This window comes from Ruegeria sp. BC5 (genome assembly GCF_056539205.1).
In genome coordinates this window covers 910,889-935,079 of the sequence record NZ_JBQFUN010000001.1, presented here as the reverse complement: position 1 = coordinate 935,079, position 24,191 = coordinate 910,889, and the positions used below count along the sequence as shown (strand labels likewise).

Here is a 24,191-nt window from a genome sequence, read left to right as displayed (position 1 = left end):
TGCCGGTGATGCGCGCGCCTAATCGACGCGGGGACGTCGTTTTTTGCCTATTCGGCTTTTTTGATTTCAGCCCGGATGTCTAGCCCGACGGTGTCCTGTACCAGATCGGCATAGCCGGACGCCCCATAGTCGTGACGGTTGAGCGAGCCGGTCAATTGGATCGAGAGCATATCCAGGATATTTGCGGCGCTGCCGGGCGGTCGGTGAAGGTTGGCTTGCAGGGTGATCGGGCGGGTGACACCGCGCAGGGTCAGGTCTCCGGTAACCTCTGCACCGCGCGAAATTCGACCGCCTTCTCCAAGCTGCACCTTGGTTGACGTAAAGTGAATGGTTGGAAAGTTCTCAACGTCCAGCACCCCGGCGCTCAGCATTGCGGTTCGGGCAAAGGGCAATCTGGTGCGGGCTTCAGCCGCGTTCAGGGTCACGCTGACGCGGCTGTTGATCAGATTGCTCAAGTCGATCTGAATATCCGCCGACTGGATTGGCATGGTACCGGATTGTGCAAGGCCCGACAGATCAAAGGTAAAGTCGACGGATGTGCCCTGTGACACCAGCTCGTATTGAGTAAGCGCAGCTTGGGCTGGACGCGCCATGGGCAAGGCGGCCAACCCGGCCAGAACGATGCGCCGGGACAGCAGGCTCATGCCAACGCCCCGTGCCCGCGAGGGCGCGAGCGGTGCAGCAGCACCAGCAGGATGGCGATGTTCAACCCGTTCCAAAGAAGGCCGTTGACGAAGGCCAACTGATAGCTTCCCGTCACGTCGTATATCCACCCGGACATCCACCCGCCCAAAGCCATACCCATGATGGTCATCATCAGGACGAACCCCACCCGTGCGCCGGCCTCTTTCGGGGGCATGTATTCGCGCACCACTAAGGCATAGCTGGGCACGATCCCACCCTGCGCCAGCCCGAACAGCATACTGATGACATAAAGCGAGACCATCCCGTCATAGGGCAGGAATAGAAACAGGGCGATGCATTGCAGTGTAGAACCGATAAGCAAGGTCCTGATTCCACCCAACTTGTCGGCGACCAACCCCGAAACGATCCGGCTGAGGACGCCACCCAACAGCATTAGTGACAACATCTCGGCCCCGACCGCAGGGCCATAGCCCAGTCCGACGCAATAGGACACGATATGAACTTGTGGCATGGACATGGCTACGCAACAGCCGATCCCGGCCAGACCCAGGATGTATTGAAGGGTGCGCGGAGGTATTCCAACGCTGCGCGTATTTATTTGAGCAGTAGCAGCTGCAGTACTGTGGGCTTCGTCCGGAACCTTACGACCTAGTAGTAAGGAAAGAGGTATAACAACGATCAGTGTCACGATGGCCAATGTCAGATAGACTTGCTGCCACCCTTCTCGGGCCAGAATTCCGGCCAGCAGGGTGGGCCAGATGGCCCCAGACAGGTAGTTTCCGCTGGCGACCAGCGCGACGGCGATCCCGCGTCGCCGCATGAACCAATGGGAAATGTCCGCGATCAAGGGGCCAAACCCGATGGATGCGCCCAAGCCCATCAATAGATGCGCCACCGAGAGCATCAACATGTTCGGGGCCAATGTCGCCAATAGATAGCTGACTGCACTTAGCACAGAAGCCCCGATCAGCGCTTTGGTCACGCCCAGCCGATCCACCAGTTGCCCCAGCCACATATTACCAAACGCAAAGCCGATCATGGCGAGCGTGTAGGGCATCGACACTTCGGCTCTTCCGGCGTTGAACTGTACCTCGATTGCGGGCATCACCACGACCACCGCCCACATACCGGCATTCGCCACCATGGCGATGCCAAGCGTGATCAGAAGGCGAAGCCAGGAATATCGGCTGTCATGGATTGGATGGCCCATGCTGGCACGCTAGGGCGGGGGTCCGGCTTTTGCCAGTCACAAGTTGCGTGAACTGCGTGATGTGTCACACCAAAACATCTTCGGCTTCGGTCCGGGTCAGATTCAGCCCGGCGCGCGGTTTGATCTGGGTGGCGTGCCAGCTGACCGGAGGCAGGGCGCGGGCGCGGCGGCGGGTCAGGGTCCAGCGGCGGGCCTCGCCCTGATGGTTCGCGGCCATGTGCCAGCGGGTCTCGACCCCCTGCGCGCCACCGTCGCCGGGCGTCAGCAGCAGCCCTAGCGGCGCCCGCCCCATCGTGCCACCCTGTTCAGCAGCCAGATGCATGCGCCGCACCGGCGTCAGCCCCGGTGCGCCCGGCAGGTCGCCGATGATCAGCGGAATGGCCCCGCTGCGCAGCGCCTCTTCCATGCACCACAGCAGGTCTTCGGCGCGGGTGGGGCGGACGAACAGGAACCGGGCAGGATCGGCAAAGGGCATCATCCCGTCCGGGTTCAATTGGCCGGACTCCCAAGCTGGAGAAATCCACAGCACCGGCCCCTGCGCCTGGCCGGCCAACCACATGGCAAAGCTGCGCCGGGCGGGGCCGCAGGCCTCATGCACGCGGGCCAGCTGCAGAGTGATCTGAGGGTGTAAGGTCAGCCCCGGCGCCTCACGCGCAGGTTTGCGGCCAAGAAGGTTTGTAGACATGCCCGCAGCTTAGCATGTTCTTATTTTGTTCTCAATTCGGAAATGCCGCCGCAGACCCTTTAACGAGACAGGATCAGACGGCCATCCGCGAACTGGATATTCGAAAAGCGATGCAGATAATCCATGCCCAGTAGCGATTGGCGCAAATCGCCTTCGTTGACCCAGGCCGAGACGTTGTGATCGGTGATCGGCCCCAACTCAAGGCTATCCAGCCGAACGGGTGCGGTGCGGACCTCTCCATTCGCGGTCGAGGCGCGGCCGAGATAGTTCAGTTGGTCAGGGTCAATACCAATGCGTCGGGCGTCCTGATCGCTCAGCACGATCTGGCTGGCACCGGTGTCGACAAGAAAGGTTATCGGCTCTCCGTTCACCACAACGGGCAGGTAATAATGTCCGTCACGTGCCCGAGGCACCGCGATCGTTTCGCCAGTGACAGTCATCTGCGGGGCAGGGCCAACGGTTGATCGGATGTCTTCCCACAGTCCGACAACGGCAATGGCACCGACGAAAATGAACACCCAGGCCATCGCCTGTTGCATGGTCTTGTTCAGAGACTGACGGTTCTGCGAGACGAACCACGCCACCACCGCCGCACCAAGCACGGCCAGATATACCAAACGTCCAATGCTGTCGCCGTCCATGCCGTACCCCTTACCACGCTCACTTTAATCTATATGGGGATTTACGACGCAAAACCAAAGGCTTTAAGCCCGTCCAAAATAAACTGAACCGACAACGCCGCCAGCAGCATGCCCAGCAGCCGGGTCAACACATTCAGCCCGGTTTTGCCCAATACACGTGCCACCGCCCCAGATGTCAGATACATCACAAAGACCATTGCCAACACGACCAGCATTACTCCGACGACCACGGCCAAGCCCTGAATACCGGGCTGCTGACCTGCCAGCAGGATCATTGTCGCAATCGAGCCGGGGCCAGCGATCAGTGGAATACCCAGCGGAAATACCGATGGATCCGGATGTTCCTCTTCCTCGGCACTGTTTTCCCGACGTTTGGTGCGGCGTTCAAACAGCATGTCGAGCGCGGTCAGAAACAACAGAACGCCCCCCGCGACGCGAAACGCTTCCATCGAGATGCCTACAAACCCCAGAAGGGCCTCACCGAAGGCAGCGAAGGCGGCCAAAATCACACCTGCTGTCAGACAGGCCCGGATCGCGATTGAGCGACGGGTGTGCCAGTCCATGCCCTGGGTCAACGCCACAAAGATAGGCGTTTGGGCCGGCGGGTCGAGGACCACGAAAAGCGTCGTGAACGCGGTGATAAGGAATGCGCTGTCTATCATGCTGCTGTTTCTGCCTGTTCAAGTCGTTCGGCGGCTGCCACCCACAAAGTCTCGGCCTTTTTCATGGCTTCAACCACTTCGGCAAATTTCCGGTTCCAGGTTTCCAGATCGTTGATGCGGTCGTCTTCGTACAATGCTGGATCTGCTAGTTTTGCGGACAGTTTCTCATGCATGTCCGTCAGCTTTTCAATCCGGTCCTCGCATTTGCGCAGTTCGGCGCGCAGGGCCTGCATCGTATCACGCGAAGGGCGTTTGGGTTTCGCCGCCTTGGGTTTCTCTTTGACCGGTTTGTCACGGGCCAGCAGCATGGCGCGATAAGCCTCAAGGTCTCCGTCAAAGGGTTTGACCGTTCCGTCCGAGACCAGCCAAAGTCGGTCAGCAACCAGTGACAGTAGATGCATATCGTGGCTGACCAGAACGACTGCGCCGGAGTATTCAGTCAGCGCCTCGACCAGCGCCTCGCGGCTTTCGATATCCAGGTGGTTGGTCGGTTCGTCCAGGATTAGCATATGAGGCGCGTCGATGGTTGCGATCAGCAGTGACAAGCGGGCCTTTTGACCGCCCGAAAGGCGCCCAACCAGCGTTTCCGCCTGATCCGCGTTCAGCCCGAACCCGGCCAGACGCGAGCGCCACTTGCCCGGTGCCTCATCTGGGCGCAGACGGCGCAGGTGGTCTAGCGGTGTTTCGTCCACATGAAGCTCATCCACCTGATGCTGTGCGAAATACCCGATGCGGAGTTTGTTGCTGCGGGTCATCTTCCCCGCCATCAGGGGCAGGCGGTCGGATAGCAGCTTGGATAGCGTCGATTTACCCTGACCGTTTTTACCTAACAACGCGATGCGGTCGTCCTGATCAATGCGCAAGTTCAGACGGCGCAGCACTTCGGTTTCGCCGTAGCCTGTCACACCGCCTTCGATCTGGATGATCGGGGGTGACAACTCTTCGGGCTCGGGGAAGGAAAACGCCCGCAAAGCGGCCTCTTGTGGGGTCGAGACCAGCTGGATGCGTTCGATCATCTTCAGGCGCGACTGGGCCTGAACGGCTTTCGATGCTTTGTACCGAAACCTGTCCACGAAGCTTTGCAGATGGGCTATGCGGGCCTTGGCCTTGGCGTTTTCCGATTCCGCTTGCGCCAACCGTTCCGCCCGGCGTTCGGCGAATTTGTCATATGGCACCGCGTAGTAGGTCAGCTTGCGGTCTTCCAGATGCAAGATCGAGCCCACCGCACGGTTCAGCAACCCGCGGTCGTGGCTGATGATGATCACCGTATGCGGATATCTCGCCAGATAGCTTTCCAGCCACAGTGCGCCTTCGAGGTCCAGATAGTTGGTCGGTTCGTCTAGCAGCAATAGGTCGGGCTGCGAAAACAACACCGCCGCCAGTGCCACACGCATCCGCCAACCGCCCGAGAAGTCGGAACAGGGGCGCAATTGATCTCCGTCATCGAATCCCAGACCCTTGAGGATCGAGGCCGCGCGGGATTCAGCAGACCACGCGTCGATATCCGCCAGCCGGGTCTGAATCTCGGCAATGCGCGCGGGGTCTTCGGCGCAGTCGGCCTCGGTCATCAGCGCGCTGCGTTCGGTGTCGGCGGCCAGTACCGTGTTGATCAGCGACACGTCGGACGAGGGGACCTCTTGCGCCACGCCGCCGATCCGTGCGCGTTTCGGCAACACGATATTGCCCGATTCCAGCGCCAACTCGCCCCGGATCAAGCGGAACAGAGTGGTCTTGCCAGTGCCGTTACGCCCCACCAGACCAACCTTGTGGCCATCGGGAATGGTGGCGCTGGCACCGTCAAACAGGGGGCGGCCTTCGACCGCATAGGTGATGTCTTCGATCCGTAACATGGGCCGCTCATAACAGAGCATGTCAGACGCCGCCAGCGGGTTGGCATGTTCATCGGTCAGCCTATGTGCTAGCGCTGGTCCGGTTGGATTTTGACGGTTTTAACATGCGCGCGGCTTCTTCGCCTCCCTCTCTGGTCACTTTGGTGTTCGCCACGGCGATTTCCGTGTTGACGTTGAATATGTTCCTGCCGTCGCTGGCCCGAATGGCCGGGGATTTTCAGGTCGACTATGCATTGGTGAACCTGTCGGTGGCCGGATATCTAGCGGTGTCTGCAGTATTGCAACTGATCATGGGGCCGCTGTCCGACCGATTTGGTCGCAGGCCCGTTTTGCTGATCTGTATGTCGGTCTTTGTTGTGGCCTCGGTTGGTTGCGTTTTGGCTGAATCAATCTGGGCCTTTCTGGGCTTTCGTCTGTTGCAGGCGGCTGTGGTTGCCGGGCCTGTGCTGTCGAGCGCCGCAATCCGGGACATGTACCCGCCGAACGAGGCCGCCAGCAAACTGGGCTATGTGGCCATGGCGATGGCGCTGGCCCCGATGCTTGGGCCAATGCTAGGCGGTGCGTTGGACGGCCTGTTCGGCTGGCGGGCAGGCTTTGTTCTGTACTCGGCGCTGGGAGCGGGGATGCTGCTGTTGTTGTGGGTCGATATGGGTGAGACCAATACCAACCGTTCTTCAACCTTCGCGGCGCAGTTGCGTGAATACCCCCACCTTTTTCGTGCTCGCCGGTTCTGGGGTTATGCCTTGTGTGCGTCCTTTTCGATCGGTGGGTTCTACAGTTTCATCACCGGAGCTCCATTGGTGGCGGCGGCATGGTTCGATCTAAGCCCCGCGATGTTGGGATTGGGGATCGGCATCATCACCGGTGGCTTCATGGTGGGGAATTTCATCACGGGTCGGATCGCCGCCAGAACACCACTGACAACCATGATCCTGATCGGACGCATCGTCGCGTCGACTGGGCCACTTTTGGGTCTTCTGCTGTTTCTTGCGGATCTGGGCTCGGTCTGGGTGTTTTTCGGGTCTGCCATTTTTGTTGGCTTTGGCAACGGATTGACCAACGCCAATGCCTCGGCCGGTCTGATGTCTGTCCGGCCCAAACTGGCAGGCAGCGCCGCTGGCTTGTCAGGTGCGATGATCGTGGCGCTTGGGGCGGTACTGACCTCGCTGACCGGGTTATGGGTCAGCCCCGACAACGGGCCGTTTCTGGTTTTGGGTATGATGTGGGCCTGCAGCTCTGCCGGACTGTTGGCCGTGGTTTATGTGCGCTGGGTTGACCGTCAGGACCCACTGCCCGAGACGATCTGAGCCGCTGCGCATCATAGTCCTTTTCATATCAGACAGACCGTGCTACGCGGCGCGCGATGGATTTCGGCGCGACCCCGCGCCTTATGTTAAGGAGAGGCCGACATGGCACTGGAACGCACATTCTCGATCATCAAACCTGATGCAACCCGCCGCAACCTGACTGGCAAGATCAACGCCAAGTTCGAAGAAGCCGGCCTGCGCATCGTTGCGCAAAAGCGCATCCACATGACCAAAGCTCAGGCTGGCAAGTTCTATGACGTGCATGCCGAGCGTCCGTTCTATGACGAACTGTGCGAATTCATGTCGTCGGCTCCGGTTGTTGTTCAGGTTCTGGAAGGCGAAGGCGCCATTGCAAAGAACCGCGAAGTCATGGGCGCAACCAACCCTGCAGACGCAGCCCCCGGCACCATCCGCGCCGAGTTTGCTGAATCGGTTGGTGAAAACTCGGTCCACGGTTCGGACGCTCCGGAAACTGCAGCGGTTGAAATCGCTTACTTCTTCTCGGGCATCGAACTGGTCGGCTAAGCGGCCGTCAAATCGGATTCTTGAGCCGCTCCCGTTTACGGGTGCGGCTCTTTTTATTTCGGCTTGAGGTCGTCGGCAGACACCCGCACACCGATTGCATCCAGATCCGAGATCATCTGGGTTTCAGGCATCGCGGTGACGCTGGCCTTAATGGCATCGAACCGCTGCCGCAGGGCCTTTTTCTCATCGCCCTTGCAATCGTTCCACGGGCGGCCCTGCAACCCCATGACCAGCACGTAATAGCCGATGAAATGCGGCTTGGTTCCTGTCTGCAAAAGCCGGGAATAGGCTTTATCGGGACCTAATTCGCGCAATTCCCGTGCCGAATGAATACCTGCACGGGCGCAGGCTTGTTCGTAAGCCGGGCCGAGGTTGCGGATTGAGGAGATAGGGTCGGACATGCGCTACTTCTAGCGGGGTGTTTAGGGGCTGTCGACCTGACGCACGGTCAGTAAGACATCAAGCTTGCCAGACGGAATAGTATGCGATTTCATGGCACCATGCTGTCATGAGGGTGCCGATGTTCAAGAACCGGGAGACCGCTAAGAGACACGGCAAGAACCCGCGCTGGCAGTTCGATGGCACGGCACTACGAAGCCTTGATGCCTTGAAAACGAGGCGCGGGTGATGGGGCGGAAACGCAGGGTGTTCGTCCTTTCAGGCAAGTTCGACCAGGACGAATTCTCAGGATTAGTTAAGGGGTTGACGATCGCGTTTGAACCGCCTTCCGCTGCCCGCTCCTTTGACCTGCTAGACAGCCATGATCAGTCGCTACGGGCCAAAGGGTGGTTATTGATCGAAACAGGCGGCTCGTTGCAGCTGCTGAACGACAGGGACTTTCTGTTTCAGGATGGCGGCGGCACAGGCATGTTCGTACAGGACTTGCCGGATGGACCTGTCCGCGCGGCGTTGAAAGATTTCCCAAAGTTGCGCGCGCTTATGTGTATCGGCTCTGGCACCATCAAAAGCAGCACCTTTGCCGTATTGGATGACCTGCAAAAGACACAAGTTCTCGGTCACGCCCTGACTTTGGGCACACACCAAGGGCAGGTGACGATCCTGACCGTTCAACCCCTGCGCGGGTATAAACGCGCCTTTCAAAAGGTCTGTTTGGCGTTAGAGGAATTGGCGGCTGGCGCGTCAGGTGCAGAGGTGGTCATGCAAGGCCTTTTTGCAGATTTCCCTGCCTACAATGCCAAACCCGATATCGAGTTGGGCAAACAGGAACCCTCGATCGAAGTGGCGGTGGATATCATCCGCACCTATCTGGAGGTCGCGCGCAAGAACGAGGCGGGAATTGTCGCGGATATAGACACGGAATTTTTGCATGATTATCGCGTCTCGCTCAGGCGCGTGCGGTCCGTGCTCAGCCTGTTCAAAGGCGTGTTTTCGCCAGATCAGACAAGCGCACTAAAACGCGAATTCTCGGACCTGATGGCGTCTACCGGGCGGGTGCGGGATTTGGATGTCTATCTTTTGGAAAAAGACTTTTACTTCAAATTGATACCGCCCAATCTTCATCCTGGTGCCGAGGCGATGTTTGCGCAGTTTAAGAAAGAACGTAACCGCGAACTTGCTGTGCTGAGTCGGCGTTTGCGCAGTGCCGCCTATGGCAGACAGATGAAGCAACTTCTAGCACTGTTTGCTGATACTAAACGGTTGGAAACCGGACCCAACGCCGAGCGCAAAGCTTATGACTATGCCCGTTCGTTGATCTGGAAACGCTACCGAAAAGTATGCAAGCTTGCCCGTGGGATTACCCCGAAAACTCCAGACGAGGCGGTGCATGAACTGCGGATAGATTGCAAGAAGCTGCGCTATCTGATGGAGTTCTTTGCGCCTTTGTTCGACAAGAGTGATTTCAAAACGCTCATTAAGCCATTGAAAAAAATGCAAGATAATTTGGGTTTGTTCAATGACTATTCGGTGCAACAAGAGGCGCTGCTTAATTTTGTTTCCACTCAAAGTGATGCCCGCAATCGGACAAGTGCGCCGCTTGCCATGGCCGCCGGAGGGCTGATCGCCGTACTCGATCAGCGCCAAAAAGCAGAGCGTGACCATGTGATTACCAATTTTCAGCATTTCGATAGCCCGGAGATTCAGAACCTGTTCCGAGCCCTGTTTCGCCAAAAGGAGGATTGACTGGTGAAGATCATTGCCTGCTACAGCAACAAGGGCGGTGTGGGTAAAACCGCAACCTCGGTAAACTTGGCCTATGCCTATGCGCAAGCAGGGTACACCGTGTTGTTGTGCGACCTTGATCCGCAGGGTGCGGCGGGGTTCTATTTTCGGGTAAAACCTTCAAAAAAGTTGACCGACGCGCGGTTTTTCGAGGATGTTTCCCGGTTCACCAAATCTATCAAGGCCAGTGATTTCGAAGGGCTGGACGTGTTGCCATCGAACCTGACCTTCCGCGACTTTGACGTATTCCTATCGCGTATGCGAAACAAGCGATCCCGGTTGAAAAAGGCTCTGGCCGCCGCCGGCAGTGACTACGACGTGATCATTCTGGATTGCCCCCCGAATTTTTCGACCCTGTCCGAGAACGTTTTTAAGGCGGCGGATCAGATCGTGGTGCCGGTCATTCCGACCACTTTGTCCGAGCGAACGCTTGCGCAGTTGGTGGCCTTCTTTGACCAACAGAAGCTGCCCAAGAAAAAGATTAGGGCGTTCTTTTCGATGGTGCAGGGGCGCAAAACCTTGCATCTGGAAACGATGGAGAAGATGCGTAAACAGCATAAAAAACGGTTCCTGCAAACCGAAATACCTTTTGCCGCCGATATCGAACGTATGGGCCAAAACCGCGCCCCGGTCAGTATCTTTGCTGGTCGCAGAGACGCCAGTTCTGCTTATCAGTCGTTGTTCGATGAATTGGAAAACGGAGTGATTTCAAGCAAATGAGCATGGAAATTGAACGCAAGTTTTTGGTCGCGGACCTGCCGGACCTCAGCGGCGCAGAGAAAGCTGTCGTGCGGCAGGGATATTTGACAGCGCCCGACGATTCCACCGAACTGCGCCTGCGTCAAAAGAATGACCGGTTCTTCCTAACCCTCAAAGGTGGCGGCGCGATGGTGCGGGTCGAGCGTGAGGCTGAAATTACGGCCGAGCAATTCGAAACGTTCTGGCCGGAAACTGATGGGCGCCGGGTGGAAAAGGAACGTTTCACAGGCCAGTTGTCCGACGGGCGCACGTTCGAGTTGGACGTGTTTCAGGGCGATCTGGCCCCTCTGCAATTGGTCGAGGTGGAATTTGAGACCGAAGCCGAGGCTATGGTCTACACTCCGCCGGATTGGTTCGGTGAGGATGTTACCGCTGATAAACGCTATAAAAACAAGACAATGGCAATCAACGGCGTGCCCACTTAGGGTTTGCGCGCCAATTTGATCTTCGCTTCAAGCCCCGGATTGCAATTGCTGGCTTCAAACGCGCCGCCATGCATGTGGGAAATCGCAGCGACAAGGGCCAGGCCCAGACCGGCATTCCGCTCGGTTCGGGCCGGGTCCAGTGTGACAAACGGCATTTGCAGGCGCGGCAGGTCTTCTTGCGGAACGCCGGGACCACGATCGCGAACGCTCAGATTTGTATGGGCACCATCTTCGGACAGGTGGATCGTGACAGTAGTGTCCTGCGGCGCATAGCGCATCGCGTTTTCCAGCAGGTTCGACAGGGCCTGGGACAACAGCGGGCGATGCCCCGGTATTGGCGCTGCTGTGCCCGTGACCTCAAGCTGGATACCCTGATCGACTGCCACGGGATCGTAAAGCTCCACTACATCCGCCACCAGTTGCTGCAGATCGACCGGTTCGAATTGTTCCCGACCAACACCAGCTTCGGCGCGTGAGATTTCGGTCAGTTGCCCTAATACTCGCAACACATGGTCGATTTCCACACTGGCCCGCGCGATATCAATCTCGCGCTCTTGATCCGTTTTCGAAGGGTCAGACAACGTTTCAACTCGTTGCTTCAACCGCGACAGTGGCGAGCGCAGATCGTGGGCGATTGAGTTTGACGTTGTACGTAGATTGCTAACCAGTTCCTCAATCCGGTCCAGCATGGTGTTGAGCGTCCCGGATACCTGATCGAATTCGTCCCCAGTGCCGCGCAGGGGCATGCGCCGGGTTAGGTCGCCCGATACGATGTTCTCTGCCGTGTTGGCGATATCGGACAAGCGAGAAAAGACCAGGCGGGTGAATAGCCAACCGGTGAGTACACTCAGCGCCAGGGCAATTGCCAGCGCGATGCCGACCGACCGCAGCAGAACCCGGTCGAATTGCTGCCGCGCCAGTGCGTCGCGTCCTACCAGCAGGCGTTCACCGCCGGGCAGGCGAACTGAGGCGGCCGAGACAGGCACCAATTCATCATTTTCGGCCCGGCGCAGTTCCAGATCGACCCAGCCGCTTCCGGCTGCGATATTCTCGGGCCATTGTTTGAGGTTGCCAGCCAGATTGACGCCAAAGCGATCGGTCAGAAGATATAACGCATCGCGGTCAGCGGCGGTTGGAAGACGCCGCTCAATCGCCCGCATCAACCCGATCAGGCCTCGGCGTTCGTATTCATCCGCCAACCCTGTCAGCTCTGCCGACACGACCGAGCGTGTCTCGCTTTCAATGCTGCGGTTCGCCGTTACATAGACCAACGCCAGCACGGTCGCGGTCAGCAAGGTACTGAGGACCATGCTGGCCAGTACGAGGCGTGTGCGTGAATTGTTAAAGGAAAGTCGCAGGTTATCCATCAGATATCATGTAACCGGCGCCCCGGACGGTTTCAATCAACGGCGGCTCGCCGCCTTCGTCCAGTTGACGCCGCAGTTTCGAGATATGGACATCGACCACATTGGTATTGGGGTCGAAGTGATAGTCCCAAACCCCCTCAAGCAGCATGGTGCGCGATACCACGCGGTTCTTCCGGCGCAGGAAAAACTCGAGGATCTGAAACTCACGCGGGGTGAGGGTGATCTCGCGCCCGTTGCGGGTGACCTTGCGGGTCAGCAGGTCCATCTCAAGGTCGCGGCAATTCAGGGTCGGGCTTTCCTCGGCCTCTTGCGGTCGGCGCAGAAGGGCCTCGATCCGGGCGTGCAATTCCTGGAACGAGAACGGTTTGACCAGATAGTCATCCGCACCGGCACGCAGCCCTTTGACACGTTCATCAACGGCGCTCATGGCGGTTAGCATCAGAACCGGCGTTTTAACGCCCGCCGCACGCATCGATTTGATCAGCGACAGGCCATCCAAACCCGGCAACATCCGGTCCAGAACAACCGCGTCAAACCCGCCGTCGGTGGCATGGTAAAGACCTTCCCGGCCGTCCTCGGCCTGCTCGATGACATAACCTTCTTCGCCAAATCCCTTGGCGATGAACTCTCGTGTGTCTTCATCATCTTCGACGATCAGCAAGCGACGGCTCATGATGCGAGTTCCTTTCTACCGGGATTTAAACACAATTTTTGGGCAAAGCACATGGGTTGGCTAATCAATCTGCCGGGTGCGGTGTATCGCACCCGGCAGTCTCGGAGGTTTGCGGACAATTCAAACCACCGAGGAGGCGCCCGCCAGATTTCCCCATCACGTGGCGCGCGCTGGTGTCAGATCAGGCGATTTCCACCGCTACAAAGATCTGGTTTCCACCGCGATTGATAAGAACAAGCGCGGGGTCGGTTTTTTCGCTGTCCAGGGCGGCCTTCAACGCGTCCGGTGTTGCGGTTTCCTGGCCGCCCAGTTTCACGATCACATCGCCCCGTTGCAGACCGGCTTTGGCTGCCGGGCTATCGGGTTTCAGGTCAGTGACGATCACACCATCGACATTATCAGCCACACCCATCTCGGCGCGGTTGGTGTCGGTCAGCGGTGCAATAGTTACGCCCAAAGCAGTGCCCGAGACGGTTTCGTCCACTGACTTATCGATCTGGGCCGATGCGCTTTGATGCTGGCCGACGGTCAACTCGATCTGTTGTTCCTTGCCATCGCGCAGAACGGTCAGAACGCTGTCAGTGCCCACTTTGGTGGTGCCGACAAGGACCGGAAGATCGCTGCTGGAATCGACCACTTCATCGTTGAAGGTCAGAATGACATCACCCTGTTGCAGAACGCCCTCGGCCGGGCTGTCGGCAACAACGTCCGCAACCAGCGCGCCGATTGAGCTATCGATGCCCATGGCTGCCGCAAGCTCGGGGCTGACATTCTGGATCGACACACCCAGCCAACCCCGGCTGACCTGGCCGTCATCGCGCAGGTCGGCCGCGATGTGTTCCACAATGTTCGATGTCACCGCAAACCCCAGACCCACTGAGCCACCGGTGGGCGAGTAGATCGCCGAATTTACGCCGACGACTTCACCTTCCATGTTGAACAGCGGACCACCCGAGTTGCCTTTGTTGATAGCTGCGTCGGTTTGAATGAATTCAGCATACGGCCCTTGCGAGATGTTGCGCCCTTTGGCCGATACGATACCGGTCGTCACGGTTGAATGCAGCCCGAACGGGTTGCCGATGGCTACGACGTCTTCGCCCACGCGGATGGCGTCGCTGTCACCCAGTTCAACCGCCTGCAGGGTTTCATCTGCGTCGATCTTCAGAACTGCGATGTCGGTCAGCGGGTCGGTGCCAATAACCTCGGCGTCAAACGTACGGTCGTCCGACATGCGAACCGTTACGGACTCGGCATTGTCTACGACATGGTGATTGGTAACGATGTAACCCGCTTCATCCAAAACGAAACCCGAACCCAGACCTTGTGCCGGTCCACGCTGCGGGGCGTTAAACCCTTCGGGCGCGCCGAAGCGTTTGAAAAATTCTCCGAACGGGTGTTGGTCAAAGTCAAACTCCTGTCCCTGCGTGGGAACCGGTGTGGCACCTTGTTCGGCGATGATGGTGACGACCGAGGGCGATACATTTTCAACAAGATCGGCCAGTGCTTCGTCGGCCATCGAGGGCAGGGCGGTGGTCGCCAGCAATGCGGCGCTCAGTGCGCCAGCGCCAACCCAACTGGCTGTCCCGGGCAAAAGAAGTGAGGACTTGCGGATGCTCATTTTTATCTCCTGTTTATATCACGCGGGTGCGGCCGCGCGTTGAAACAGGAGATGCGCCTTCACTCTGTGTGTTTCCTGAGCGAATTGTTAAGATATCTTAATTTTGCCACAAACTAGCGGTTCTATCGCGACGTTCGAGGACTGGAGTCGGAGGATTTGTGCGAATCACTGAGCACGAATCGGTGGATTGTTGCCGGTTTGGACGCCAAAGCGCGAAAAAGGTTGAATTGAATCAAAATCGTTAACAAGTCAGCCGTCGCAAACTCCGATTTTCAGGTGATACCGTCTTGGTTGTGTCGACCTTCAAGTGTTAATGCGGTTATCGAAAACAATTTATAACATTTAGACCAGATAGCACATTAGGTTTATGCTTAATGGTGAAATGTGGTGTTTCGAGCAAGAATGGCACTCATCTTATGGTTGATTCACGCTTAATAAATGTTGCGGAAAAACCATCCTGATATCGGCAAAATTAACCGTTCTTTCCAATTTTACGTTGTTTGAATCCAACGGATGGGTGACGATGAACGTGCCCAAGCGAGGGGGAGCCAAAGGCACTAGGGGGTGCCCAAGGCTTGTCACAGTCACTGGAAACGCTGAGCGGCATGTTAACGAGGGGGTCTTGTTTAGGTTCGGCGGCGGAATAGCCAGAGTGTCGACAGACATTATTGGCCGCGTTTCCGGGATTGATGAAAAGTGGTAGTCCTGTTTTGGGTACCGGCCCGGTCGTTATCGACCGGGCCGACTTACTTTCAGACCTGTCGATTTTAGATGGTCCGCTTTGCGCGCCATGTCGCCCAATCCGCGGGCGTATCCAAATCCAGCAACGCGTGTTGGCCGGGCAGGGCGTGCAGATGCACCTTGTCCGCATGCGCGCGCACCACGGATTGCGCACCTTCGTCTCCTGTCAGACGGCTGAGCTGATCAAACAGGCTGCGATCAAAGATGACCGGATGACCTGGTTTGCCGTTCTCTGTGGCGCCGCGCCATATCAGGTTGTCCGGGTGGGCCTGGACCGCGGATAGCACTGCAAGCAAATCTTCGGTTGTGATGTCCGGCAAATCTGCCAGCAAGATCATTGCGCCGCTCGCTTCGGGAGACACGTGCGCAAGTGCGCCGCGCAGGCTGGCATTCATACCTTCTTGGGCATCCGGAATTTCGACCTGATGCAGATCCAATCCATCAAGGGCTTGGTAACGGAGATGCGGGGCGGAGGGCAATGCGACGATGACTGGTGCCGCTAGCCCGGCAATCAATGCCGCGCGACGTAGCAAGGGTTGGCCGTCGATGATCTGCAACAGCTTGTCTTGGCCGCCCATGCGGCTGGATTGCCCAGCGGCCAATAGAATTATGGGTATTTGTGTCATACCACCACCATGCCGCCGCAACAGGGCAGAGTCATCCCCGCATGCGTGCGCCATCTGCGTCAAATAGTGGTTCCGAGATCACCCTAGCCTTACACAGTTGACCAAGGATTTCGATTTCGACCTGCAGTCCGTCAATCACCCGGTCCACGGGCAAGAACCCCATTGCAACCGATCTTTGGGCATGGTGCGAGTATCCGCCAGACGTGCAGAAGCCAACAACCTTACCGTCCAACCAGATCGGTTCATACGCATTCACATCGGCGTCGTCGGCGTCCACCTCAAATGCCACCAATTTGCGCGCCGGGCCCTGCGATCGGTCTTGCTCGGCGGCGGTTCGGCCGATGAAATCGGCGTTTGTCGAGAATGATATGAACCGATCCAGACCTGTTTCCGCGGCGGTATAGTCAGGTGAGAATTCCCTCATCCATGAGCCAAAGAACTTGTCCAGACGCAGGCTCATCATCGCACGCATTCCAAACGGCACCATCCCGTGCGGTTGCCCAGCCTGCCATAGAACCCACCAGAGCTGTCTTTGTGCCATCGGATCACAATAAATCTCGTACCCCAGATCGCCGGTATAGCTGACCCGCTGCACGATGCAGTCGGTCATGCCAACGGTCATACGCCGCACGTCTAGAAAGCTGAGGTCCGAAACATTGTCGCGGGTGCAGGCGTCCAGGACTTGCTTTGCTTTTGGACCCGCGATCTGAAACCCGTTCAACCGGTCGCTGATGTTATCGATTTGTACGCCGTTCTGCTGATGTGTCAGGAACCAGCGCATGTGGAACGCCTGACTGCCGTATGATGCGGTCAGTTGAAACTCGCCTTCAGCCAGGCACGAAACGGTAAAGTCTCCGATCAGTTTACCCCTGGGTGATAGCATCGGTGTCAGAGACACTCGGCCAGGTTGTGGAATGCGTCCGGCCATAATCCGATCCAGCCACGCGCGGGCCGTAGGGCCGGCAATGCGGTACTTGCCGAAATTGTGGACCTCGTTGATGCCGACACTGTTGCGAACGGCGCGCACTTCGCGCCCCGTCGCGTCAAACGCGTCCGAGCGACGGAATGAGGGAGTTTCATAGTCCGGCTCGTCTCCTTGGGCAAAATAGTTCGGGACTTCCAATCCGTATTGCTGACCCCAGACAGCGCCCAGATCGCTGAAAATATCGTACATCGGGGTTGTTCGGTTCGGGCGCGCGGCGGGCAGTTCCTCATTCGGGTAGGCGACGCTGAAGCGCTTTTGATAATTTTCGATCACTTTCGGGCGGGTGTACCCGGGGCTGATCCAATCTCCGAACCGGGCCACGTCCATCGCAAAGACATCACGTTCCGGTTCGCCCTCGATCATCCATTGCGCTAACGTCAGGCCAACTCCGCCACCCTGGCTGAATCCGGCCATCACGCCGCAGGCCGACCAATAGTTTCGCATGCCCGGTACCGGCCCGACCAGAGGGTTCCCGTCCGGTGCAAAGGTAAACGGTCCGTGGATCACCGATTTCACCCCGGCTTCGGCCAGAACAGGAAAGCGACGATAGGCGAATTCGATACTGTCCGTGATCTTGTCATAGTCGTCTGGCAGCAGTTCATGCCCGAACTCCCACGGGGTGCCGTCGACGGCCCACGGCTTGCAGGGCTGTTCATAGAACCCGATGCACAGCCCGCGCCCTTCTTGCCGCAAATAGCTTTCGCCGGCAGGGTCCATGACATGCGGGTGTTCTCCGCCAGCGTCGATGATCGCTTCGATCTGCGGAATCGAATCTGTCACCAGATACTGATGTTCCATTGGGTGCAGCGGGAAATAGACGCCGGCCATCGCGCCAACCTCGCGCGCCCAGAGGCCACCGGCGTTGACCACATGTTCGGCGTGAATGGTGCCCTTGTCGGTGACCACATCCCAGGTGCCATCGGGGCGCTGCTTGGTCTCGCGCACCATGCAATGCGTTTCGATTGTGGCCCCACCCATCCGAGCTGCCTTGGCATAAGCATGAGTGGTGCCCGATGGGTCCAGATGCCCGTCCAGCGGATCATACAGTGCACCGATGATGCCGTCTGTATTGGTGATGGGCGCGATCTTCTTGATCTCGTCCGGCCCGACGATCTCGGTCTCCAATCCCATGAACCGATGCTTGGCGCGCTCGGCCAGTAACATGTCGAACCGGTCCTGGTTGTCGGCTAAAGTCACGCCACCTACGTGGTGCAAACCGCAAGACATACCGGTGATCTCTTCCAGCTCTTTATACAGGCGGATCGTGTACCCCTGCAGCGCGGCCATGTTGGTGTCACCGTTCAACGTGTGGAACCCGCCCGCCGCGTGCCAGGTTGAGCCGCTGGTGAGTTCTGAGCGTTCCAGCAGCATGACGTCGGACCACCCCAGTTTGGTCAGGTGGTACAGCACGGAACAACCGACGACGCCACCGCCAATAACTGCTACGCGGGTTTCAAGTTTCATGAAGGCCTCCGTCAGTGTTTTTGCCAGTCTGATCAGTGAGGAACAGGATGCAATTCTGAATGCGACAAAACGTGTCGCCGCAGCAAATCGCATCTGCGGAAAACATCCGCTAAAGGGTGTAGCGGTTCTGTTACGGAATCGATCTACCAGGCATCCGGGAAGGACCCTGTGTAACTACTCTGCAAGGACATAAGATGAGCAAGTTTGATCCCCAACCCCAAGCGTTGAGCCGCCGTGAATTCATGGCCAAAGCCGCAGCACTTGGCCTGACAGCCACTGCTGCGAACCTGATCTGGGCCGAGGCCGGTCTGGCCGAGACGCCCAAAAAAGGGGGCCATTTCGTTTTGGGGCTGACGGGCGGTGAAAGCACCAACTCACTGGACCCGGCATTGTCGGCGTCGCATGTGACAGCCAAGGCGCTGCGGGCCTATGGAAACACCCTGACCGTGGTGACTACTGATGGTGGGATCGCACCCAGTCTGGCGGAAAGCTGGGAAGCGAATGAGGACGGTAAGGTCTGGACTTTCCTGATCCGCAAAGGCGTCGAATTCCACAATGGCAAGACACTGACGCCTGAAGATGTACAGCAGACCCTAGCGCGCCACTCGAACGAAGATTCGCAGTCGGGTGCTTTGGGCATCATGCGCGGGATCGAGGATGTGCGGGTCGACGGTGACTATGTGGTGATCACGCTGACCACACCCAACGCAGACCTGCCGTATCTGATGTCGGATTATCACCTGGTCATGCAGCCGGGTGGCGGGATCGATAACCCCGGCGAGGGGGTTTCGACCGGTGCTTACAAGGTGACCGCAGATGAACCTGGAGTGCGCTATGCGTTCGAGAAGTTCGCCAACCACTGGGATGAAAGCGTTGGCCATTATGACAGCCATGAGATCCTTGTTCTGAACGATGACACTGCACGTTCGGCAGCATTGCAGGCCGGTCAGGTACACGCCATTAACGTGGTGCCACCGCGTACCGCCAAGCTGTTTGGCCGCGCGCCGGGCGTAACCATCAACGCGACCTCGGGCCGGGGGCATTACATCTTTGTCATGCACACCGACACCGCACCGTTTGACAACAAAGACCTGCGTCTGGCGCTGAAATACGCCATCAATCGCGAGGAGCTGGTCGACAAGGTTCTGCGCGGTTTTGGTTCGGTCGGGAACGATATTCCGATCAACGAAGCCTATCCGCTGTTCGATGCGTCCATGGAGCAGCGCCAGTTCGATCTGGCCAAGGCAGCTGAGCACTACAAAGCGTCGGGTCATGACGGCTCGCCCATCGTTCTGCATGTGTCTGACGCCGCGTTTGCCGGTGCACTTGACGCGGCGCAATTGTTCCAGCTGTCGGCAAAAGCGGCTGGTATCCCGCTTGAGATTCAGCGTGAGCCGGCGGACGGCTACTGGTCGGAAGTGTGGAACAACAAACCGTTCTGTGCATCCTACTGGGGTGGGCGTCCGGTGCAGGATCAGATGTGGTCGGTTGGCTATCTGTCGACCGCAGACTGGAACGACACCAACTTTAAGAACGAAGAGTTCGACGCGCTGGTATTGAAAGCCCGTGCCGAGTTGGACACCGCTAAACGCAAAGACATCTACGCCCAGATGGCGCGCATCGTCTGGGAAGAGGGCGGTCTGATCAACCCGATGTTCAATCAGTTCATCGACGGATATTCGGACAAGGTGACGGGTTGGTCCGCACATGCGAACGGTGACCTGATGGATGGCTATGTCGCTAGCCGTACCTGGTTCGCGTAACCCCGGAAATGAAACCGGCGCCCGATGGTGGGCGCCGGTTTTTTCTTTAGCCGAGTTACAGCGGTCGGATTTTCAACTCGGTCACCCGGTTGCCGTCCTTCGCGGTGACTTCGAACCGAAACCCGTGGAATGAGAAGACCTGACCTACTACCGGGATCATCTGTGCCTCATGTATGACAAGCCCGGCGACTGTATTCGCCTCATCATCTGGCAATGACCAGTCCATCGCGCGGTTTGCGTCGCGGATCGTCATTGCGCCTTCGACCAGATACTGCCCGTCTTCAGTGCGGGTCACCGGAACGTCTTCTTCGATATCGAACTCGTCGGCGATTTCCCCCACGATTTCTTCCAGGATATCTTCCAGCGTGATCAAACCGCGCAATGATCCGTATTCGTCGACCACCAGTGCAAAATGGCTGTGCATCCGCAGGAATTCCCGCATTTGGTCGTCCAGCGTCGTGGTTTCCGGCACAAAGTACGGGTCGTTTGCCACTTTGGAGATATCGAATTCTTTTAGCCGGTTGGTGTCACTTTCACTGGCACCTGCATGGGCATACATGGCGCGGAATAGGTCCTTGGCGTGCACGACACCCACGATGTTTTCGGGCTCATCCCGGAAGACGGGCAGACGGGTGTGCGGGCTTTTCAGACATTGTTGCAGAATGGCCTCGGGCGCGTCGTCGGCATCGATCATCTCGATGTTCGAGCGGTGAAGCATGATCTCTTCCACCGTCCGATCACCCAGATCCAGCGCGCCAAGGATGCGGTCGCGGTCTTCTTTTTCTACCACACCTTCGGAATGGCCCAGCTGCAGCGCGCCCGCGATCTCTTCACGTACGGCAAGAATGTTGCTGTCCGGGTCGATCCGAACACCGAACAAGCGCAAGACACCGCGCACCAGCAGGCGTACGGCTGCGACCATGGGCGAGAAAACCGTCACCACAATACTGATGATCGGCGCGACCAATGCTGCCGCTTTTTCCGCGTTGGTAATGGCATAGGTCTTGGGCAGAACTTCGGCGAAAACCAGTACCAGCAAAGTCATGACAAGCGTTGCCAGCGCCACGCCGCTTTCGCCAAACAACCGGGTGAACAAGGCCGTGGCCAGCGAGGCGGCAAGGATATTCACAAGGTTATTGCCCAGCAGGACCGAGCCGATCAGCCGTTCATTGTCATCGGTGATGTCCAGCGCCTTTTGCGCCCCGCGTGAGCCTTTGTCGGCCTGCGCCCGCAACTTGCCGCGTGACGATGCGGTCAATGCCGTTTCAGAACCCGAGAAAAAGCCCGACAGGACGAGCAAAAGCAGAATGGCGCCTGTGGTAAACCAGAATGCGCCGTCGATCAGAGAAGAAGAGGGTTCCATTGGTCCTTGGTTGTTGGTGTTGCTGCATCCGTTATGGGGGCGCGCCCCCTGCGGATCAAGGGGTTAGCCCTTGTTGTCGGGGTCTTTCGCCAGTGGGTGATGCTCTAACACCAGCTCGGCCAGACGTTCGTCGAGAACATGAGTGTAAATCTCGGTAGTCGCCACATCCGCGTGCCCCAGCAGGGTCTGGATCGACCGCAAATCGGCACCGTTGGCCAGTAGATGCGTCGCAAATGCGTGGCGCAGCGTGTGCGGCGTGACTTTTTCCGGTGACACGCCGCCCTGAACGGCCAATTCCTTGACCAGCAGAAAGAACATATGCCGAGTTAGATGCCCGGATTTGCCGCGTGAGGGGAACAGGAACTTGGATCGCTGGCCGCCATCGGCAACCACTTGATCCTCGGCTTCATCCCGCACCTTTAGCCAGACCGCCAATGCGTCACGTGCAGGTGGAGATAGGGGTACCATCCGCTCTTTTCCGCCTTTGCCCAGCACCAGCAACATGCGCGGATCGCCGCGGGCTGACGACACAGGTAATGAGACCAGTTCGGTCACCCGCATACCGGTGGCATAGAGAACTTCCATCAGGCAGGTATTCCGCACCCGGTCGGCCTTAGTGCGCCCGGTCTGGCGGGCAGCTTGCAGCAGCCGGTCCACCTCGGGTACGTCCAGCGTTTTGGGCAGGCGTTTTTGGCGTCCAGGCCCTTTGATCTGAATGGCGGGGTTGGTGTCGCGCCAGCCTTCCTCGAACGCGAAACGGTAGATTTGTTTGATCGCTGACAATCGTCGGGCACGGGTGGACTGCGCCAGACCTTGGGTGTCGCAGTCGATCAGATATGCCTCGATCTGATCCCGCTCTGCCTCGGCAAAGTTGGTTTTGCGGCGCTGCAGCCAGGCGGCGAAATCCTTTAGGTCGCGGCCATAGGCCAACAGGGTATTGTTGGCTGCCCCAAGCTCGGCCGCCTGCGCTTGCAGGAAGGAGGAAATCCAAAACTCAGAAGTTGCCGGGGACGCCATGATCATGTGCCCTGCAGGATCAAAAGGTTCAGGGCCGCACGCCGCGCCGTATCCTCAAGGCCCACCTGGCGTAGGGTCGCAATGGCAGCCGTCAGATCGACCAGATTGCCCCTGGCGCCATGAGCAAACATTTCCATCGTTTCAAGAATAGCTTCGCCCAGCTGGTTGTTGTTCAGCATCGCCTGAATGTCCGATGGGATCGGCGCCGCCCAGGCAAAGCCTTGAGCCACCGCATCGGCCAAAGGTGAAGGGCTGCGCGCACGCCCCGGATCACCTTGCGCCAAAGCGGTAAGAAAAAGCGCATCTTCTGATTTGTCCGGCGGAGACTCGGCTGCGGTTTCATAGAGATCGGACAGCAGCAGGATACGCCACCGCAGGTTTTCGGCTTTGTCATCCGGCAGAGAGACTTGTGACAGGCGACCAGCAAATAAATCGGCGAAGGGAACTTCAAGCCCGACACTGCGCATCTGTTCCCACACAAGGGGCAATGCCATGGCGATGGCTTCGGGTTTACCAGTTTCCAGCGCGTTTTCGAATTTCTGAATGGCTGACACCCGGTCCCAGACCGCACCCGACGCCGCCGGGGCACGCTCGGTATACAAGCCCAATAGCTGGTTAGGGGTCAGCGCGCCAATCCGCGTCAGGCGTTCGGCCGCTTCGATCTGGGCTTTCCAGCCCGCCACATCGCGCAGGTCAGCGTTGGCAAAAGCCCGCGGCAGAGGGGCCGAGGGCAAACGTTCGCCAATCGCTTCAAACAATCGAAAAGTCAGCGGATCGGGATTGTCGGGCTGGGGAAGGTAATCGGCATCCTCAAACAGCTCGGGGCTCAGGAAGCGGTCCAGCACATCCAGATCCTCGGGGGGCAAGACTTGCAGCGCATGGGCCGCCTCAAGCGTTAGCGCGGCAGAGTTCCAATCGCCTCGGCGCGCCTTGCAAAAAATCTGGGCTGCATAATCCAGCGATAGGTGCGGTTGCGCGATGAGCGCTGTGCAGCTGCGATCCTCATCCCCGGTCAGTAGCGTTGCATCGAACCAACGCTGAAACCGCGCGCGGCTGTCGGTGGGTCCGGCCAGTTGCACCAGCGATTGCGTCGGATCGGCGGCGCCCAGCTGCATCAAGCGGTCGAGGCGAGCTAACAAGAGGGTTTCCTCCGCACTCGGCCCGGCAGGGGCCCGCGCTTCGGACAATAGCAGCGTGAATAACAGCCGCTGCATTGCTGGGTTGTACTTAACAGGAACCCGAGCGATCAGCTGCGCCAACCGTTCGGGATCACTGTTCTGCCATAGGCTCACAGGCAGGCCCGTTACAGAGGACGACACCAACCCCAGCGGTTGCGACAGCGCCTCAAGAGGTGTGACTTCGATATCTGGCCGCACACCGGTCTGTGTCACGGGCGGTTCCAGCAAAACGGTTCCCGGCAGGTTTTCTGGCGGGTTGCTCAACCAATCAATGACAGAAAGAGGTTCCTGCTGCGCTTGCGCCGAACCGGCCAAACACAGTGCGAACACTGCGGCCTTATTCGACATTCAGGATTACCGGCTCTCGTATCTCGTCTTGCGGCGCCGAGAAATCCGCACCGAAAAACGGCCCAAGATAGGCATATGCCACCAGCCCGATAAAACCCAGGCAAATCAGATATAACAGGAACTTGATTAGACGGCCCATTGCTCAACGCTGCCCCAAT

At 58.1% G+C, this 24,191-nt stretch carries 23 protein-coding genes; 6 read left to right on the top strand and 17 right to left on the bottom strand.

From position 1 onward, the window contains the following. Positions 1–47: 47 nt before the first annotated feature. The 6 genes from ACR0LY_RS04715 to ACR0LY_RS04690 form a co-directional block, all read right to left on the bottom strand. Entirely contained in the window at positions 48–644 is a 597-nt protein-coding gene (locus ACR0LY_RS04715) for a YceI family protein (protein ID WP_170348445.1), read from the bottom strand. Then, a complete protein-coding gene (locus tag ACR0LY_RS04710; RefSeq protein WP_170348446.1) occupies positions 641–1,855 on the bottom strand; it encodes an MFS transporter in 1,215 nt (404 codons plus the stop codon). The genes ACR0LY_RS04715 and ACR0LY_RS04710 overlap by 4 nt, the downstream gene beginning before the upstream one ends. 64 nt (positions 1,856–1,919) lie before the next feature. Further along, entirely contained in the window at positions 1,920–2,540 is a 621-nt protein-coding gene (locus tag ACR0LY_RS04705; RefSeq protein ID WP_170348447.1) for an ImuA family protein, read from the bottom strand. A gap of 59 nt (positions 2,541–2,599) precedes the next feature. Continuing rightward, positions 2,600–3,181, bottom strand: a complete 582-nt coding sequence (locus tag ACR0LY_RS04700; protein WP_170348448.1) for a retropepsin-like aspartic protease family protein — start codon at positions 3,179–3,181, stop codon at positions 2,600–2,602. Between the two features lie 41 nt (positions 3,182–3,222). After that, positions 3,223–3,843 (bottom strand): MarC family protein, encoded by a 621-nt coding sequence (locus tag ACR0LY_RS04695; RefSeq protein ID WP_170348449.1) that lies wholly within the window; start codon positions 3,841–3,843, stop codon positions 3,223–3,225. Then, complete coding sequence (locus ACR0LY_RS04690) at positions 3,840–5,693, bottom strand: ABC-F family ATP-binding cassette domain-containing protein (protein WP_170348450.1); 1,854 nt, start codon at positions 5,691–5,693, stop codon at positions 3,840–3,842. Before ACR0LY_RS04690 ends, ACR0LY_RS04695 begins: the two co-directional genes overlap by 4 nt. Positions 5,694–5,797: 104 nt before the next feature. On the opposite strand from ACR0LY_RS04690, the gene ACR0LY_RS04685 reads away from it, so the two are divergent. Together ACR0LY_RS04685 and ndk are read left to right on the top strand one after the other, a co-directional pair. Beyond that, a complete protein-coding gene (locus ACR0LY_RS04685) occupies positions 5,798–7,000 on the top strand; it encodes a multidrug effflux MFS transporter (protein ID WP_170348451.1) in 1,203 nt (400 codons plus the stop codon). Positions 7,001–7,102: 102 nt separating this feature from the next. Next, on the top strand, positions 7,103–7,525 hold the full coding sequence (gene ndk / locus ACR0LY_RS04680) for a nucleoside-diphosphate kinase (RefSeq protein ID WP_008757405.1): 423 nt from the start codon (positions 7,103–7,105) through the stop codon (positions 7,523–7,525). Positions 7,526–7,578: 53 nt separating this feature from the next. Here the strand turns inward: ndk and ACR0LY_RS04675 are convergent, their stop codons facing one another. Continuing rightward, complete coding sequence (locus ACR0LY_RS04675; RefSeq protein WP_170348452.1) at positions 7,579–7,926, bottom strand: TfoX/Sxy family protein; 348 nt, start codon at positions 7,924–7,926, stop codon at positions 7,579–7,581. 388 nt (positions 7,927–8,314) lie between these two features. Continuing rightward, positions 8,315–8,626 (bottom strand): hypothetical protein, encoded by a 312-nt coding sequence (locus ACR0LY_RS04670; RefSeq protein WP_170348453.1) that lies wholly within the window; start codon positions 8,624–8,626, stop codon positions 8,315–8,317. Between the two features lie 57 nt (positions 8,627–8,683). On the opposite strand from ACR0LY_RS04670, the gene ACR0LY_RS04665 reads away from it, so the two are divergent. The 3 genes from ACR0LY_RS04665 to ACR0LY_RS04655 are packed head-to-tail and all read left to right on the top strand — an operon-like array spanning position 8,684 to position 10,890. Then, on the top strand, positions 8,684–9,667 hold the full coding sequence (locus tag ACR0LY_RS04665; protein WP_170348454.1) for a CHAD domain-containing protein: 984 nt from the start codon (positions 8,684–8,686) through the stop codon (positions 9,665–9,667). 3 nt (positions 9,668–9,670) lie between these two features. Further along, positions 9,671–10,426, top strand: a complete 756-nt coding sequence (locus ACR0LY_RS04660; RefSeq protein ID WP_170348455.1) for a ParA family protein — start codon at positions 9,671–9,673, stop codon at positions 10,424–10,426. After that, entirely contained in the window at positions 10,423–10,890 is a 468-nt protein-coding gene (locus ACR0LY_RS04655; protein ID WP_217360539.1) for a CYTH domain-containing protein, read from the top strand. Before ACR0LY_RS04660 ends, ACR0LY_RS04655 begins: the two co-directional genes overlap by 4 nt. Here ACR0LY_RS04655 and ACR0LY_RS04650 read toward each other — a convergent pair. The 5 genes from ACR0LY_RS04650 to ACR0LY_RS04630 form a co-directional block, all read right to left on the bottom strand. Then, entirely contained in the window at positions 10,887–12,257 is a 1,371-nt protein-coding gene (locus ACR0LY_RS04650; RefSeq protein WP_170348456.1) for a sensor histidine kinase, read from the bottom strand. The genes ACR0LY_RS04655 and ACR0LY_RS04650 overlap by 4 nt on opposite strands. Further along, positions 12,250–12,930, bottom strand: a complete 681-nt coding sequence (locus ACR0LY_RS04645; RefSeq protein ID WP_170348457.1) for a response regulator transcription factor — start codon at positions 12,928–12,930, stop codon at positions 12,250–12,252. The genes ACR0LY_RS04650 and ACR0LY_RS04645 overlap by 8 nt, the downstream gene beginning before the upstream one ends. 181 nt (positions 12,931–13,111) lie before the next feature. After that, positions 13,112–14,548: a DegQ family serine endoprotease gene (locus tag ACR0LY_RS04640; protein ID WP_170348458.1), complete on the bottom strand. Its 1,437-nt coding sequence runs from the start codon at positions 14,546–14,548 to the stop codon at positions 13,112–13,114. Positions 14,549–15,315: 767 nt separating this feature from the next. Beyond that, positions 15,316–15,969, bottom strand: coding sequence for a nucleotidyltransferase family protein (locus tag ACR0LY_RS04635; protein ID WP_480640582.1), 654 nt, complete (start codon positions 15,967–15,969; stop codon positions 15,316–15,318). Beyond that, a complete protein-coding gene (locus tag ACR0LY_RS04630) occupies positions 15,947–18,364 on the bottom strand; it encodes a GcvT family protein (RefSeq protein ID WP_170348460.1) in 2,418 nt (805 codons plus the stop codon). The genes ACR0LY_RS04635 and ACR0LY_RS04630 overlap by 23 nt, the downstream gene beginning before the upstream one ends. Before the next feature lie 194 nt (positions 18,365–18,558). On the opposite strand from ACR0LY_RS04630, the gene ACR0LY_RS04625 reads away from it, so the two are divergent. After that, the gene (locus ACR0LY_RS04625) at positions 18,559–20,127 is read left to right on the top strand and encodes an ABC transporter substrate-binding protein (protein WP_170348461.1); all 1,569 of its coding nucleotides are present in this window, start codon (positions 18,559–18,561) and stop codon (positions 20,125–20,127) included. Between the two features lie 55 nt (positions 20,128–20,182). Here ACR0LY_RS04625 and ACR0LY_RS04620 read toward each other — a convergent pair whose 3' ends face one another. The 4 genes from ACR0LY_RS04620 to ACR0LY_RS04605 all read right to left on the bottom strand — a co-directional run bounded on the left by ACR0LY_RS04620 (position 20,183) and on the right by ACR0LY_RS04605 (position 24,172). Then, positions 20,183–21,490 (bottom strand): HlyC/CorC family transporter, encoded by a 1,308-nt coding sequence (locus ACR0LY_RS04620; protein ID WP_170348462.1) that lies wholly within the window; start codon positions 21,488–21,490, stop codon positions 20,183–20,185. 63 nt (positions 21,491–21,553) lie between these two features. Beyond that, complete coding sequence (locus tag ACR0LY_RS04615) at positions 21,554–22,507, bottom strand: tyrosine recombinase (RefSeq protein ID WP_170348463.1); 954 nt, start codon at positions 22,505–22,507, stop codon at positions 21,554–21,556. 2 nt (positions 22,508–22,509) lie between these two features. Further along, the gene (locus tag ACR0LY_RS04610) at positions 22,510–24,033 is read right to left on the bottom strand and encodes a hypothetical protein (protein ID WP_170348464.1); all 1,524 of its coding nucleotides are present in this window, start codon (positions 24,031–24,033) and stop codon (positions 22,510–22,512) included. Further along, entirely contained in the window at positions 24,023–24,172 is a 150-nt protein-coding gene (locus ACR0LY_RS04605) for a hypothetical protein (protein ID WP_170348465.1), read from the bottom strand. Before ACR0LY_RS04605 ends, ACR0LY_RS04610 begins: the two co-directional genes overlap by 11 nt. Between the last annotated feature and the right edge of the window lie 19 nt (positions 24,173–24,191).

Bases quoted from the DNA above. Each gene is read 5' to 3' on its own strand.
- ACR0LY_RS04645 (WP_170348457.1), bottom strand. From the start codon at position 12,930: ATGAGCCGTCGCTTGCTGATCGTCGAAGATGATGAAGACACACGAGAG.
- ACR0LY_RS04655 (WP_217360539.1), top strand. From the start codon at position 10,423: ATGAGCATGGAAATTGAACGCAAGTTTTTGGTCGCGGACCTGCCGGAC.
- ACR0LY_RS04635 (WP_480640582.1), bottom strand. From the start codon at position 15,969: ATGGCGCACGCATGCGGGGATGACTCTGCCCTGTTGCGGCGGCATGGT.
- ACR0LY_RS04625 (WP_170348461.1), top strand. From the start codon at position 18,559: ATGAGCAAGTTTGATCCCCAACCCCAAGCGTTGAGCCGCCGTGAATTC.
- ACR0LY_RS04700 (WP_170348448.1), bottom strand. From the start codon at position 3,181: ATGGACGGCGACAGCATTGGACGTTTGGTATATCTGGCCGTGCTTGGT.
- ACR0LY_RS04685 (WP_170348451.1), top strand. From the start codon at position 5,798: ATGCGCGCGGCTTCTTCGCCTCCCTCTCTGGTCACTTTGGTGTTCGCC.
- ACR0LY_RS04710 (WP_170348446.1), bottom strand. From the start codon at position 1,855: ATGGGCCATCCAATCCATGACAGCCGATATTCCTGGCTTCGCCTTCTG.
- ACR0LY_RS04675 (WP_170348452.1), bottom strand. From the start codon at position 7,926: ATGTCCGACCCTATCTCCTCAATCCGCAACCTCGGCCCGGCTTACGAA.
- ACR0LY_RS04705 (WP_170348447.1), bottom strand. From the start codon at position 2,540: ATGTCTACAAACCTTCTTGGCCGCAAACCTGCGCGTGAGGCGCCGGGG.
- ACR0LY_RS04690 (WP_170348450.1), bottom strand. From the start codon at position 5,693: ATGTTACGGATCGAAGACATCACCTATGCGGTCGAAGGCCGCCCCCTG.
- ACR0LY_RS04605 (WP_170348465.1), bottom strand. From the start codon at position 24,172: ATGGGCCGTCTAATCAAGTTCCTGTTATATCTGATTTGCCTGGGTTTT.
- ACR0LY_RS04665 (WP_170348454.1), top strand. From the start codon at position 8,684: ATGCAAGGCCTTTTTGCAGATTTCCCTGCCTACAATGCCAAACCCGAT.
- ACR0LY_RS04630 (WP_170348460.1), bottom strand. From the start codon at position 18,364: ATGAAACTTGAAACCCGCGTAGCAGTTATTGGCGGTGGCGTCGTCGGT.
- ACR0LY_RS04715 (WP_170348445.1), bottom strand. From the start codon at position 644: ATGAGCCTGCTGTCCCGGCGCATCGTTCTGGCCGGGTTGGCCGCCTTG.
- ACR0LY_RS04640 (WP_170348458.1), bottom strand. From the start codon at position 14,548: ATGAGCATCCGCAAGTCCTCACTTCTTTTGCCCGGGACAGCCAGTTGG.
- ACR0LY_RS04615 (WP_170348463.1), bottom strand. From the start codon at position 22,507: ATGGCGTCCCCGGCAACTTCTGAGTTTTGGATTTCCTCCTTCCTGCAA.
- ACR0LY_RS04695 (WP_170348449.1), bottom strand. From the start codon at position 3,843: ATGATAGACAGCGCATTCCTTATCACCGCGTTCACGACGCTTTTCGTG.
- ACR0LY_RS04620 (WP_170348462.1), bottom strand. From the start codon at position 21,490: ATGGAACCCTCTTCTTCTCTGATCGACGGCGCATTCTGGTTTACCACA.
- ndk (WP_008757405.1), top strand. From the start codon at position 7,103: ATGGCACTGGAACGCACATTCTCGATCATCAAACCTGATGCAACCCGC.
- ACR0LY_RS04650 (WP_170348456.1), bottom strand. From the start codon at position 12,257: ATGGATAACCTGCGACTTTCCTTTAACAATTCACGCACACGCCTCGTA.
- ACR0LY_RS04610 (WP_170348464.1), bottom strand. From the start codon at position 24,033: ATGTCGAATAAGGCCGCAGTGTTCGCACTGTGTTTGGCCGGTTCGGCG.